Annotated in this window: 13 protein-coding genes; 12 read left to right on the top strand and 1 reads right to left on the bottom strand. The window is 41.2% G+C overall.

All coding sequences use genetic code 11. The annotated features are described in order from the left end of the window. Window positions 1-153: 153 nt before the first annotated feature. From yceD to A9267_RS03685, 10 genes are all read left to right on the top strand, one after another. Window positions 154-678, top strand: coding sequence for a 23S rRNA accumulation protein YceD (gene yceD, locus A9267_RS03730; RefSeq protein ID WP_055024419.1), 525 nt, complete (start codon window positions 154-156; stop codon window positions 676-678). A gap of 17 nt (window positions 679-695) precedes the next feature. Next, window positions 696-866 carry a 50S ribosomal protein L32 gene (rpmF, locus tag A9267_RS03725; protein ID WP_011496728.1) on the top strand — a complete coding sequence of 57 codons (171 nt, stop codon included), beginning with the start codon at window positions 696-698 and terminating at the stop codon, window positions 864-866. A 15-nt stretch (window positions 867-881) separates the two neighbouring features. After that, window positions 882-1,910, top strand: coding sequence for a phosphate acyltransferase PlsX (gene plsX, locus A9267_RS03720; RefSeq protein ID WP_055024420.1), 1,029 nt, complete (start codon window positions 882-884; stop codon window positions 1,908-1,910). Window positions 1,911-1,919: 9 nt separating this feature from the next. Then, a complete protein-coding gene (locus tag A9267_RS03715) occupies window positions 1,920-2,879 on the top strand; it encodes a beta-ketoacyl-ACP synthase III (RefSeq protein WP_055024421.1) in 960 nt (319 codons plus the stop codon). A 124-nt stretch (window positions 2,880-3,003) separates the two neighbouring features. Then, window positions 3,004-3,930, top strand: coding sequence for an ACP S-malonyltransferase (gene fabD, locus A9267_RS03710; protein ID WP_055024422.1), 927 nt, complete (start codon window positions 3,004-3,006; stop codon window positions 3,928-3,930). 9 nt (window positions 3,931-3,939) lie between these two features. Beyond that, window positions 3,940-4,686: a 3-oxoacyl-ACP reductase FabG gene (gene fabG, locus A9267_RS03705; RefSeq protein WP_065108276.1), complete on the top strand. Its 747-nt coding sequence runs from the start codon at window positions 3,940-3,942 to the stop codon at window positions 4,684-4,686. 159 nt (window positions 4,687-4,845) lie between these two features. Continuing rightward, window positions 4,846-5,079, top strand: coding sequence for an acyl carrier protein (acpP, locus tag A9267_RS03700; protein WP_011496723.1), 234 nt, complete (start codon window positions 4,846-4,848; stop codon window positions 5,077-5,079). Between the two features lie 197 nt (window positions 5,080-5,276). Further along, a complete protein-coding gene (fabF, locus tag A9267_RS03695; protein WP_065108275.1) occupies window positions 5,277-6,521 on the top strand; it encodes a beta-ketoacyl-ACP synthase II in 1,245 nt (414 codons plus the stop codon). 279 nt (window positions 6,522-6,800) lie between these two features. Next, on the top strand, window positions 6,801-7,286 hold the full coding sequence (locus A9267_RS03690; protein ID WP_055024425.1) for an acyl-CoA thioesterase: 486 nt from the start codon (window positions 6,801-6,803) through the stop codon (window positions 7,284-7,286). 53 nt (window positions 7,287-7,339) lie between these two features. After that, entirely contained in the window at window positions 7,340-8,212 is an 873-nt protein-coding gene (locus tag A9267_RS03685; protein WP_065108274.1) for an NAD(P)-dependent oxidoreductase, read from the top strand. A gap of 133 nt (window positions 8,213-8,345) precedes the next feature. Here the strand turns inward: A9267_RS03685 and A9267_RS03680 are convergent, their stop codons facing one another. Next, entirely contained in the window at window positions 8,346-9,854 is a 1,509-nt protein-coding gene (locus A9267_RS03680; protein WP_065108273.1) for a methyl-accepting chemotaxis protein, read from the bottom strand. Between the two features lie 400 nt (window positions 9,855-10,254). Between A9267_RS03680 and pheS the strand changes: the two genes are divergently transcribed. Together pheS and pheT are read left to right on the top strand one after the other, a co-directional pair. Then, on the top strand, window positions 10,255-11,238 hold the full coding sequence (gene pheS / locus A9267_RS03675) for a phenylalanine--tRNA ligase subunit alpha (RefSeq protein WP_055024428.1): 984 nt from the start codon (window positions 10,255-10,257) through the stop codon (window positions 11,236-11,238). Window positions 11,239-11,253: 15 nt separating this feature from the next. Continuing rightward, a complete protein-coding gene (pheT, locus tag A9267_RS03670; RefSeq protein ID WP_065108272.1) occupies window positions 11,254-13,641 on the top strand; it encodes a phenylalanine--tRNA ligase subunit beta in 2,388 nt (795 codons plus the stop codon). The last annotated feature ends 4 nt before the right edge of the window (window positions 13,642-13,645 follow it).

Below are 13,645 nucleotides of genomic sequence, written 5' to 3'. Positions count from 1 at the left end.
TGATCGCTCGCGGTCACAGGTAATATTTCGCTTCGATCAATTTTAATGTTGGCGTTTTAGTTAATCGTTCATTTTGTTTGGTTATGTATTTAACCGCAATTTGGATAAATTTCCTTTGACTCTAGCGTTTTCAAACTATAATATGCGCGCCTTATGCAAACAGTAAAGATACCAGTATCAATTGATCCTATTCGAACTGCTGCCAGTGGTCTTCGTTATGAAGGCATTGTTCCAGGCAGACAGAATAAGCGATTAAACGAGTTATGTGCTGGCGATTGTTCCGATGTGACAGTGTCGTTAGAATGTGGCGTCGATATTCAGGGGATAGTCTACCTTAGCGGGAAGGCTGTGACGGAGCTCACTCTGCTATGTCAACGTTGCATGACACCATATACCACAGAGGTTACGGTCGACTTCTCCTTTAGTCCTTGTAAGACTCAAGAAGAAATCGATGAGCTCCCGGATGCGTATGAGCCGATTGAGTGCAATGAAATTGGTGAAGTTCGTCTGCATCAGTTGATTGAAGATGAATTGATAATCGCTATGCCAATTATTCCTATGCATCAGAATGCTGATTGCAATCTAGGAACAAGTGACATAGCTGTAGGCGAAATCGAGCCCTCTCAAGAGGAGCGTCCAAATCCGTTTGCAGTGTTAGAAAAACTGAAGAGCAAGTAATCTAGGAGACAAGTCAAATGGCTGTACAACAGAATAAAAAATCACGTTCAAAGCGCGGCATGCGCCGTTCACACGATGCATTGAGCACAGCTCAATTATCTGTAGACGCTACTAGCGGTGAATTACATCTACGTCACAACGTGACTGCTGATGGTTTCTACCGCGGTAAAAAGGTTATCAACAAGTAATTTGTTGCTAATCTTATGACGGATCTGACGCTCGCGTTGGATGTGATGGGGGGCGATAATGGCCCTTCCGTCACAGTGCCTGCAGCCTTGCAGGCACTTAAATTCAATTCCCAACTATCATTAATTCTTGTAGGCAATCAAGCCGAGATTGATCCCTTTTTAGTTGAGATTGACAGTGCCATTCGTGCACGCATTCAAATTGTTCATACCACTGAAGTTATCACCATGGGTGATAGGCCTATTCATGCCATTCGTTCTCGTAAGCAAAGTTCTATGCGTCTTGCATTAGAGCTTGTTAAAGACGGCAAGGCACAAGCGTGTGTGAGTGCGGGTAATACAGGTGCTTTAATGGCACTCGCTAAAATATTACTCAAAACCTTACCGGGTGTTGATAGACCTGCTTTAGTGAGTTGTTTGCCTGCTGTTACAGGTAAGCCTGTATATCTATTAGATCTTGGCGCTAATGTGTCCTGTGATTCTGAAACCCTTTTTCAGTTTGCTGTCATGGGCTCTGTTTTATGTGAAGCTGTCCATAAACGTGCCAAACCCAAAATTGCATTACTTAATGTCGGAATAGAAGACGTTAAGGGAAATGATCAAGTTCAACAAGCCGCTCAATACTTAATTGATACCGAGCAAGTCAATTACACAGGATTTATTGAAGGTGATGAAATATTCACTGGAAATGTTGATGTCATTGTTTGTGATGGATTTGTCGGCAATATCACTTTAAAAACTTCTGAAGGAATAGCGAAGTTACTCGTACATCAGTTAAAACGAGGCTTAACGCAAGGTTTATTCGTTCGGATGTTGTCTAAACTCCTCGCTCCACGTATACAATCTGTGCTTAGTAAGATGAACCCCGACCACTATAATGGTGCAAGTCTGATAGGATTGCGCGGAATAGTAGTAAAGAGTCACGGAAATGCAGATGAAGCAGCATATTTACAAGCAATTAATTTAGCTGCTACAGAAGCGAAACGTCGTCTTCCAGAAATGATTAAAGATCGTTTGGAGACGATTCTTTTAGACATCAATAACTGATCTCATTATATGCATACAAAAATTCTCGGAACTGGTAGTTATCTACCGGTGCAAGTTCGTAGTAATCACGATCTAGAAAAAATGGTTGAAACTTCAGATCAATGGATTGTGGAGCGTACAGGAATATCTGAACGCCGCATTGCCGCTGAAGATGAAACTGTGACCACGATGGGGTATCAAGCAGCATTACAGGCATTAGAAATGGCCGGTGTTGAGGCCAGTGAGCTTGATATGATTGTTTGTGGTACTACGAGCGCAAGTAATGCTTTTCCTGCTGCCGCATGTGAAATACAAAAATTATTAGGCATTCACACCATTCCTGCTTTTGATATTGCCGCTGCGTGTTCAGGCTTTGTTTATGCATTATCTGTAGCTGATCAGTTTGTTAAAACCGGTGCAGCAAAGAAAGTATTGGTCATAGGTGCTGATGTGTTATCACGTTTGTGTGATCCTGAAGATAGGACCACAGTGATTTTATTTGGTGACGGCGCTGGTGCAGCCGTGATTGGTGCAAGTGAACAACCCGGTATTATTTCAACGCACATATATGCAGATGGCCGTCAGGGCGATTTATTAAAGTGTTCATTCCCACCAAGAGCAGCAGAGTCGTCAGAAGCCGTTAGCTTCATGACAATGAAAGGGAATGATGTATTCAAATTTGCTGTCACTCAGCTATCACATGTTGTAACTGAAACCTTGCGAATTAACAATATCGATAAATCTGAGATTGATTGGTTAGTACCTCATCAAGCTAACTTCAGAATTATCAAAGCAACAGCTAAAAAGTTGGATATGAGTTTAGACAAAGTCGTATTGACCTTAGCAAAGCATGGCAATACTTCTGCTGCATCAGTGCCTATTGCATTGGATGAAGCAGTAAGAGATGGTCGAATTCAACGTGGTCAGCTTATATTACTTGAAGCATTCGGTGGCGGATTTGCTTGGGGTAGTGCATTAGTAAGATTCTAGATTTTTTGTAATATCACCAGTAAGCTACTAGACACCTAAAGACATAGATTTCTGTGTCTTTTTATTTATAGTATTGGTGAAGTTCTATTTCATTTTTCATGAACGAAAAAAGGTAATAATTATAATGGAAAATATGGCTTTCGTTTTTCCTGGACAAGGTTCACAAGCTGTTGGCATGTTAGCTGATCTTGCGGTTGAATTTCCCATTGTCACAGAAACTTTTTCTCAAGCAAGTGCGGTTTTAGGTTACGACTTATGGGCGTTAACACAAGATGGTCCTGCTGAAAAACTTAATGAAACAGATAAAACTCAACCTGCATTATTAACAGCAAGTGTTGCTATTTGGCGTGCGTATGAAGAAAGTGGTGCAGCTAAGCCTGCATTACTAGCAGGTCATAGTTTGGGTGAGTACTCAGCACTAGTTTGCGGTGGCGTAATAGCATTTGAAGACGCAGTGAAATTAGTTGAGCTGCGTGGCCAATTAATGCAACAAGCGGTTCCTGCGGGAACAGGGGCAATGTTTGCTGTAATTGGTCTAGATAACGATTCAATTGCAAAAGCCTGTGAAGAGTCTGCCAATGGTGCAGTCGTCAGTCCGGTAAACTTTAACAGCCCTGGCCAAGTGGTTATTGCTGGTGAAAAAGAAGCAACTGAAAGAGCAGCTGCAGCATGTAAAGCTGCTGGTGCTAAAATGGCTGTTGCACTACCTGTGAGTGTGCCTTCACATTGTGCACTTATGAAACCTGCGGCAGAAAAGCTTGCTGCTGCACTTGAAGCTATTACGTTTAATGAGCCAACGATCAATGTTATCAATAACGTTGATGTTGCTGCTCCTACATCAGAGTCAGATATAAAAGATGCGTTAGTACGCCAATTATATTGCCCAGTGCGCTGGAGCGAAACAATTGAGTTTATTGCTTCTCAAGGTGTTACTGAACTTGTTGAAATGGGACCTGGAAAGGTACTAACAGGGTTAACAAAAAGAATAAATAAATCGTTAAAGGGGCAAGCTGTGAATAATGCTGCGTCTTTATCTGCTTTAATCCAATAAGGAAAAGACATGAGCATTAGCATGAATTTAACAGGCAAAGTAGCTTTAGTTACAGGTGCAAGCCGTGGTATCGGCCGCGCTATATCAGAAACTCTGGTTGAAGCTGGCGCTGTAGTTATTGGTACAGCAACAAGTGAGAAAGGTGCTGCAGCAATTCAAGATTACCTTGGTGATAAAGGTCATGGTTTAGTTTTAAACGTCACCGATAGTGAGTCAGTTGCGCAATTATTCACCCAGATCAAAGAAAAAGCCGGTGATGTTGATATTCTGATTAACAATGCGGGTATTACTCGTGATAATTTATTGATGAGAATGAAAGATGATGAGTGGCAAGATATCGTTGACACCAATTTGACTTCACTGTTTAGATTATCTAAACCTGTTATGCGTTCTATGATGAAAAAACGTAATGGCCGCATTATTAATATTGGCTCAGTTGTAGGTACAATGGGCAATGCAGGGCAAGTAAATTACTCTGCGGCAAAAGCTGGATTGATCGGATTTACAAAATCTCTTGCTAGAGAGGTTGCATCTCGTCAAATAACAGTTAATGCTATTGCACCAGGTTTCATTCAAACTGATATGACTGATGAGCTAAATGAAGAGCAACAACAAGCCATTATGTCTCAAGTTCCAATGGAACGTTTAGGACAAGCACAAGAAATTGCTAATGCTGTTTTATTCTTGGCATCTGACTCAGCTGCTTACATAACAGGTGAAACCCTGCATGTAAATGGCGGAATGTACATGGTTTAATCGCCTTTTATGGCAACGACTTTATTGAATCTCGTTTGATATCAAAGTATGATAATTTTCGTGGTTAGACCACGAAAACTAAGCTTGCATTGTCAGCTGGATCGAATAAACTACTCGCAATCTTACGCAAGTGTGTAATTTGAATAGGAAAGAAAACTAATGAGCAACATCGAAGAACGTGTAAAGAAAATCATCATTGAGCAACTTGGCGTTAAAGAAGAAGACGTTAAATCAGCTGCATCATTCGTAGACGATTTAGGTGCAGATTCTCTGGACACTGTTGAATTGGTTATGGCTCTAGAAGAAGAGTTTGACACCGAGATCCCTGATGAAGAAGCTGAAAAGATCACTACTGTTCAAGCAGCGATCGATTACGTTTCAAAGAATCAGTAATCCCAGATTTACAAAAACAGGTGGCATTTATGCCGCCTGTTTTTGTTTCTGAAGTCGATTTTTTTCGACTAGACTTATTTTCAACGCGTTAATCCTTCTGCTCGATTCTTATCTGCCCAATTAACCTTGTTTGTTGGTGATGGATTAACCAATTATCTTTATTTGGCTTATGCCTATTTATTTCAAAGGTGAATACTGTGTCTAAACGTCGTGTCGTGATTACAGGCCTAGGACTAGTTACTCCAGTGGGTAACGATGTTGATACTTCTTGGCAGTCTTTATTAGCGGGTAAAAGTGGTATTGCACCCATAACTAAATTTGATGCATCTGAATACGGAACTCGTTTCAGCGGTTCAGTAAAAGACTTTGACATCGAACAGTACTTATCACGCAAAGATGCGCGCAAAATGGATTTATTTATCCAATACGGTATGGCTGCTGGTATTCAAGCCATGAACGATGCCGGTTTGGATATGTCACAAGAAAACCCTGCAAGAGTGGGTACCGCCATTGGTGCGGGAATGGGCGGAATGCCATTAATCGAACAAAACCATGCCGCATTATTAAAGTCTGGTCCTCGTAAAGTGTCTCCATTTTTTGTGCCGAGTACCATTATCAATATGATTTCAGGTCACTTATCAATAAAATATGGTATGACAGGCCCGAACTTTGCTGTAACAACAGCTTGTACGACAGGTGTCCACAATATCGGTTTTGCAGCGCGTACAATCGCCTACGGTGATGCAGATGTCATGGTTGCTGGCGGCGCAGAGGATGTGACTTGTCCATTAGCCGTTGCCGGGTTTGGTTCAGCAAAAGCATTATCAACACGCAATGATGACCCAACGGCAGCAAGTCGTCCATGGGATAAAGACCGTGACGGTTTTGTTATTGGTGACGGCGCTGGTGTAATGGTTATGGAAGAATACGAACATGCCAAAGCACGTGGTGCAAAAATCTATGCTGAGTTAGTTGGTTTTGGTATGAGTGGTGATGCATTCCACATGACATCACCTCCAGCTGATGGTGCAGGCGCTGCAGCAGCAATGGAAAATGCCATCAATGATGCGCAAATTGACAATGAAAAAGTGGGCTACATCAATGCCCATGGCACTTCAACTCCTGCTGGAGATAAAGCAGAAGCTGCAGCGGTTAAGTCAGTATTTGGTGAACATGCTTATAATTTATTAGTCAGCTCCACTAAATCTATGACAGGACACTTGCTCGGTGCTGCGGGTTCTGTAGAAGCCATTGTGACCATTCTTGCTTTACGAGATCAAATCGTACCGCCAACCATTAATCTTGATAATCCGGATGAAGGTTGTGATTTAGATTTTGTGCCTCACACTGCTAAAGCGCATCGTTTTAACTATGCATTATGTAATTCATTTGGCTTTGGCGGCACCAACGGTTCGCTTTTATTTAAAAAAGGCGATGCGTAAAGCGTGCAAAGTGAGTGTGTTACTTTAATTAAAAGTGTGAATAAGCAGTAACTCAGGTTACTGCTTTTTTTGGCCTGCTTTTTACTATAACGACCGTTTTTAAGTTTATTTTACTGATAGGCCTCAGTTTCTGAATTAAAATGAAGAATGTTTGATTTATTGCGGTTTAAATTATAATTATTCATTCAATCGAGATATTTATTTAAACTTAGGCGTTTTTAACCACTTCTGATTAGAAATATCGTAAACTGGCGACAGTGCATAAATTTAGGAGGCATAATGGCCGGAGTAGACAGAGAAATTACATTACGATTTTTAGCAGAGCCAGCAGATGTCAATTTTGGCGGCAAAGTCCATGGTGGCGCCGTGATGAAATGGATTGATTTGGCAGCCTATGCAGGCGCAGCAGGTTGGAGCGGTAAATACTGTATTACTGTTTATGCAGGCGGTATCAGGTTCGTAAAACCGATTCATGTGGGTAATATTGTTGAAGTCAGCGCCAAAGTTATTTATACCGGCACATCTTCTATGCATTTAGGTATTGATGTAAAAGCTGGCGATCCTAAAGAACCTGAACGTCACTTAACGACTCATTGTATTGTGATTATGGTTGCAGTAGACGATGACGGTAAACCGACTTCCGTACCTGAATGGATCCCGGAAACTGAGGATGACATTCGGTTACGAGATTCTGCACTAAGATTGATGGACATGCGTAAACGCATTGGCGCAGAAATGGAAGCCCATGTAAAACCAGCGCTTTAAAGGTTACAATCAATACGTTTTCATCTCATAAATAACAATGATAAGGGAAAGGTATGGCAAAGGTCGCTTTTATTGGTTTAGGTGTAATGGGTTATCCAATGGCGGGGCATCTGGTAAAACAGGGGCATCAAGTGACGGTTTATAATCGTACTACGGCCAAAGCAGAGCAATGGACTAAAGATTACAATGGCCAATTAGCGTTGACACCCAAGTTAGCCGCAGAAGATCAAGACATCGTATTTACTTGTGTAGGCAATGACGATGACTTAAAACAAGTTATTCTTGGCGAAAATGGTGTTATTCATGGTATTGCTGATGGCGCTATTTTAGTTGATCACACGACAGCTTCAGCTGATGTTGCTCGAGAGATTTCGGCCATATTAGCAAGTAAAAATATCGAGTTTATGGATGCACCTGTATCTGGCGGTCAAGCTGGCGCTGAGAATGGCGTGTTGACTGTGATGATGGGTGGAAAACAAAACGTATTCGAACAAGTCAAACCTGTTATTGATGCCTACAGTCGTTGTGCTGAGCTTTTAGGTGAAGTCGGGGCCGGTCAATTAACAAAAATGGTTAATCAAATTTGTATTGCGGGTGTGGTTCAGGGCTTAGCTGAAGGATTACATTTTGCTAAAAGTGCAGGGCTTGATGGATTAAAAGTTGTAGAGGTGATCAGCAAAGGCGCTGCGCAAAGCTGGCAAATGGAAAATCGTTACCAAACCATGTGGCAGGGTGAATATGATTTTGGCTTTGCTATTGATTGGATGCGTAAAGATTTAGGCATTGCACTTGCTGAAGGGCGTAAAAATGGCAGCCATTTACCAGTGACTGCATTAGTTGATCAATTCTACTCAGAAGTACAAGCAATGAAAGGTAACCGTTGGGATACCTCAAGTTTGTTAGCAAGACTTGAAAAAAACCGTTAACGGTCATTATTTATGTGTGAAATAAAAAGCGCGTTAACTGAATTGTTAATGCGCTTTTTTGTTTATGGTGCTTTTTATAAAGCTCTTTTTAATTAAAGGCTTTGTTAAAGACGTATTATCAAATTATGAGGTGTTAAACCTTCAAACCTATCATCAACTTATCTAACGCTTCTGCGGTGCGATTAAGTTCATCACAACCAGAAACGGACATATTGGCCGCTTCTTCAACGTTATGAGACTGGTTCCTGATTTCCATCAAGTTTGATGCAATTTCGTTTGCTACTGCTGATTGTTCCTCTGCAGAAGTGGCAATTAACACACTCATTTCAAATACCTTACCACTGTGATGAGCAATACTTGCTAAATCCTCACCTGTTTGAAGTACATGTTTCTTGCCTTCTTCAGCCTGCTCAACGGTGCGAGACATCACTTGAGTCAGGTTTTGTGAGCCAGACTGTAATGCTTCAATCATGGTTTTGATTTCAACTGTTGCAGATTGCGTGCGACCAGCAAGTGTTCTGACTTCATCAGCAACGACAGCAAAGCCTCTTCCTTGCTCTCCGGCTCTTGCTGCTTCAATTGCGGCATTCAGAGCGAGTAGGTTGGTTTGCTCAGAAATAGCATTAATTGTTGTAACAACAGCATCAATCTTACTGGCGTTATCATTTAATACATTAACAGCATCAGATGCGTCAGCAATTTCTGTTGACAATAAATCAATGGCTTGCACCGTTGTGGCAATGTCTTCAGAGCCTGCGGTAACTTGATTATTTGCTTCTTGTGTCTCTGATGACGATTGCTCTGCGTTACGGGCAACTTCTTTTACTGCTGCTGTCATTTCTTCCATCGCAGTCGCTAATGAATCTAAATGTTGACGCTGATTCACTGCAACTGTTTGACCGTCCTCAGCAGTGGCTCTAAACGATTGTACAACTTGCCTTATTTGCTCTGTTGCCTGCGACATTTGTAGGACAAGTTTATGTTGTCTGTCTACTAAGGTATCGACACTAATTGCTAATAAACTAAACTCATCAGGTACTTCAAAAAAGTTTAATCGACTACTCAAGTCACCGTCTGCTGCGCGTCTCAATGCCATTACTGTGGTATACAATGCACCACCAATGAAGGTTGAAATATAGTAAGAAAAAAGCAAAATGATGATGATGATTACAGCGGTTAAAGCATAGGCTAAGCTATTATTTTTACCTGCTTTTTCTTCTATATTGCTATGAGGGATTAATGTGGTGATGACAATATCGTGATTATTAATGTTACTCAGCACTTCAAATCCAGCTGCTGTTTCAATAGAGCCACCACCTTGACGCGCCATTTGTTGAGCTTGGTGGCCTAATGATGAAACATTGACAGCGCTACTATTGCCGTTGATATTTGATAAAAAGGTTTGTTTTTGTTCTTCATTAAGCAAGTCTAGTGCGACTTCTACAGCGTGGTTATAATTGTTATTGAGCGCGATAGCTTCATATATTTCTGCTTCTGCTAACGTCGTTTTAAAACTAGTGGTTAACGCTATCGTAAGTAACAAAATCAGTAAAATTGGCACCATAGCCAAAATGGTGAATTTTGCCTTTATTGTTAGTTTTATTAAAAATTGGTCAATCCATCTAAATTTTACTTCTTTCATGTACGCCTCTACATAATATGACTCGCTACTAATGTATATCGGATCTTGTTCGGTAAACTTTAGTTGGATTATAAATTGCTGACTTTTTGCTCATATTTTATGGTGGAGTCAAGATAGAAGCTGTTGTGTATTGCTTAAGTTTGATGTGAGATTTATGTGTCATTACAATCCATTAAACATATACATGACTTGATGAGCTAAAAGCGTATAAATACTCAATTTTACTGGCTTAAATTGTAATAAATGCTAGTAAAATTAACCTAGCTCACGTAAAATTCCATCTTTTGTTTTAACCCCATGCTCTAAGTGTAAAGCGTGCTTTAACACTAAGACTAATAATGTCGCCTGAACCTTAGGCGCCCTAACGCATTTGATATGCAAGAATGCAGTGGAAGATATAATGCAGCAGTTAACTGAGATCGTAGAACAAGCCTTAGAAGTGATAGGTAAGGCCAGTGATCTAAAGGCATTGGATGATATCCGTGTCGATTACCTTGGTAAGAAAGGTAAAATCACTGACATGATGAAATTAATGGGCAGCTTAAGCCCAGCAGAAAAGCCTGCTTTTGGACAAGCAGTCAACCAAGCTAAACAAGCTGTACAGAAAGAACTTTCTGCACGCATTGAAGGCTTAAAATCTGCGGAATTAGAAGCACAACTTATCGCTGAAAAAATCGATGTGACGTTACCCGGTCGTACAATTGAGATGGGTGGACTTCATCCTGTCACACGTACTATAGAACGTATCGAAACTTTCTTTGGTGAACTTGGTTTCTCAGTTAAGAATGGTCCTGAAATTGAAGATGACTTCCATAACTTCGATGCACTAAATATTTCAGAACATCATCCTGCACGTGCCGATCACGATACCTTTTATTTTAACCCTAAAGTCATGCTACGCACGCAGACTTCAGGTGTTCAAATTCGCACGATGGAACATGAAAAACCACCATTACGTATTATTTCTCCAGGTCGTGTTTATCGTAATGACTACGATCAGACTCATACGCCAATGTTCCACCAAGTTGAAGGCTTGTTAGTGGATGAAAAAGTTAACTTTGCGGAGCTAAAAGGCATTTTACATGACTTTTTACGCAACTTTTTCGAGGAAGATTTGCAAGTTCGTTTCCGCCCATCTTACTTCCCGTTCACTGAGCCATCAGCTGAAGTTGATGTAATGGGTAAAAACGGTAAATGGTTAGAAGTATTAGGTTGTGGCATGGTACATCCTAATGTGCTTCGCAGTGTCGGTATCGACCCTGAAAAATACTCTGGTTTTGCTTTTGGTATGGGTGTTGAGCGTTTAACGATGCTGCGTTACGGCGTTAACGACCTACGTGCCTTCTTCGAAAACGATTTACGTTTTCTTAAGCAATTCAAATAACGGAGCAATAAACAGATGAAATTCAGTGAATCTTGGCTTCGTGAATGGGTTAACCCATCAGTAAGCCGTGAAGACTTATCTCACCAAATCACTATGGCAGGTCTTGAAGTAGATGGCGTAGATGCAGTAGCGGGTGAGTTTAGTGGTGTCGTTGTGGGTGAAGTGGTTGAATGTGGCCAACACCCAGATGCAGACAAATTACGTGTAACAAAAATTAACGTAGGTGATGAAGAACTTATCGACATCGTCTGTGGCGCACCTAATTGCCGCTTAGGATTAAAAGTTGCGGTTGCTATGGTAGGCGCAGTGCTTCCTGGCGATTTCAAAATTAAAAAAGCTAAATTACGTGGCCAACCATCATTTGGTATGTTGTGTTCGTACGGTGAATTAGGTATCGACATCGAAAGTGATGGCATTATCGAATTACCAACAGATGCACCTATTGGCAAAGATGTACGTGAATACCTAGATCTTAACGATGCGGTTATTGATGTAGATTTAACGGCTAACCGTGCTGACTGTCTTGGTATGGCAGGTCTTGCTCGTGAAGTTGGTGTATTAAATCGTGAGACTGTGACAGAGCCTACATGGGAAGCTGTGACAGCTACAATCGACGATAAAGTGGCAATTAATGTTATTGCTGATGAAGCATGTCCTCGATACTTAGGTCGTGTGGTTAAGAATGTTAACCTTGCTGCCGCAACCCCATTATGGATGCAAGAAAAATTACGCCGTAGTGGTATTCGCTCAATTGATCCAATCGTTGATATCACCAACTACGTCTTGATTGAGTACGGTCAGCCAATGCATGCGTTTGATTTAGCAACGCTAACTGGTGCGATTCAAGTACGTTTAAGTGATGGTGTAGAAAAGCTGACATTGCTTGATGGCAATGAAGTGACTGTACCTGATGACACGTTAGTTATCGCAGATGACACTGGCTCAATTGCCTTAGCTGGTGTGTTTGGCGGCGAAAAAACAGGTGTGACTGAGAAGACTCAAGATATCTTGTTAGAGTGTGCATTCTTTGCTCCGCTTGCGATCATGGGTAAATCACGCCGCTTAGGGCTACATACCGATGCTTCACATCGTTTTGAGCGTGGTGTTGACCCAGAACTACAACACAAAGTAATGGATCGTGCTACTCGCCTTGTATTAGATATTTGTGGCGGCGAAGCAGGCCCTGTGGAAGAAGCTGTTACAGAAGCAAATTTACCTAAGCCGGTTAACTTAACGCTTCGTCGTAGCAAACTAGATAAGATTTTAGGTCATCATATCCCTGATACTGATGTGACTGAAATCCTTGAACGTTTAGGCTTCACCGTGACTGCCAAAGCAGATACATGGGACGTTGTTACTGCAACTTACCGTTTCGATATGGCGATTGAAGAAGATTTGATTGAAGAAGTTGCGCGGATTTATGGATATAACAATATCCCGAATATTGCGCCTGTTGCTTCATTAACCATGTCTGATCACAAAGAAGCTGATATTTCATTACGTAAAGTACGTAATGTGCTAGTCGCTCGTGGTTTCCAAGAGGCAGTGACGTATAGCTTTGTTGATCCTAAACAGCAAAACCTTGTTCATCCTGACGCGCCAGCGATGATTCTACCGAACCCTATTTCAATAGAAATGTCAGCAATGCGTTTATCTATGTTCACTGGACTATTAACGTCAGTAGGCTATAACCAAAGTCGTCAACAAGGTCGAGTGCGTTTATTCGAGACGGGTTTACGCTTTGTACCTGATGCCAAAGCAGATTCTGGTGTTAGACAAGAACCAATGATTGGTGCGGTAATTTCTGGTGTTCAAAATGACGAACATTGGTCTATGGACTCAAAAACTGTCGACTTCTTTGATTTAAAAGGTGATTTAGAATCAATTATCGGCTTGACAGTTTCAACTTCTGAATTTACTTTTAGAAGTGCAACACATTCTGCTCTTCACCCAGGGCAATGTGCTGAAATACTACGAAATAATCAAGTTATTGGTATCATTGGTGCTGTCCATCCTAGTTTGGAAAAGCCTTTTGGACTCAATGGCAAAACAATTATTTTTGAGTTAGAACTGGACGCTTTACTGCATGCCAGTTTGCCGCTAGCCCAGACTGTATCTAAGTTTCCTGCAAATCGACGTGATATTGCTGTTGTTGTTGATGAAGAAGTTTCTGCAACTAATGTTATGAATTTGATAAGAAAAGTTGGCGAAAATCAGTTGGTTGGCTTAAACTTGTTCGACGTATACCGAGGTAAAGGTGTAGAGGCTGGCAAAAAGAGCTTAGCAATCGCACTTACATTACAAGACATTACTCGTACACTTGAAGAAAAAGACATTACTGAAACAGTTGATTCAGTTGTCTCTGCACTTAAGACCGAGTTCAACGCATCGTTGAGGGATTAAAAGT

The organism is Shewanella sp. UCD-FRSSP16_17 (genome assembly GCF_001675935.1).
Taxonomy (GTDB): domain Bacteria; phylum Pseudomonadota; class Gammaproteobacteria; order Enterobacterales; family Shewanellaceae; genus Shewanella; species Shewanella japonica.
This window is presented reverse-complemented; position numbering and strand designations above follow the sequence as displayed.

Bases quoted from the DNA above. Each gene is read 5' to 3' on its own strand.
- yceD (WP_055024419.1), top strand. From the start codon at position 154: ATGCAAACAGTAAAGATACCAGTATCAATTGATCCTATTCGAACTGCT.
- fabD (WP_055024422.1), top strand. From the start codon at position 3,004: ATGGAAAATATGGCTTTCGTTTTTCCTGGACAAGGTTCACAAGCTGTT.
- rpmF (WP_011496728.1), top strand. From the start codon at position 696: ATGGCTGTACAACAGAATAAAAAATCACGTTCAAAGCGCGGCATGCGC.
- pheS (WP_055024428.1), top strand. From the start codon at position 10,255: ATGCAGCAGTTAACTGAGATCGTAGAACAAGCCTTAGAAGTGATAGGT.
- A9267_RS03685 (WP_065108274.1), top strand. From the start codon at position 7,340: ATGGCAAAGGTCGCTTTTATTGGTTTAGGTGTAATGGGTTATCCAATG.
- fabG (WP_065108276.1), top strand. From the start codon at position 3,940: ATGAGCATTAGCATGAATTTAACAGGCAAAGTAGCTTTAGTTACAGGT.
- A9267_RS03715 (WP_055024421.1), top strand. From the start codon at position 1,920: ATGCATACAAAAATTCTCGGAACTGGTAGTTATCTACCGGTGCAAGTT.
- A9267_RS03680 (WP_065108273.1), bottom strand. From the start codon at position 9,854: ATGAAAGAAGTAAAATTTAGATGGATTGACCAATTTTTAATAAAACTA.
- A9267_RS03690 (WP_055024425.1), top strand. From the start codon at position 6,801: ATGGCCGGAGTAGACAGAGAAATTACATTACGATTTTTAGCAGAGCCA.
- pheT (WP_065108272.1), top strand. From the start codon at position 11,254: ATGAAATTCAGTGAATCTTGGCTTCGTGAATGGGTTAACCCATCAGTA.
- acpP (WP_011496723.1), top strand. From the start codon at position 4,846: ATGAGCAACATCGAAGAACGTGTAAAGAAAATCATCATTGAGCAACTT.
- plsX (WP_055024420.1), top strand. From the start codon at position 882: ATGACGGATCTGACGCTCGCGTTGGATGTGATGGGGGGCGATAATGGC.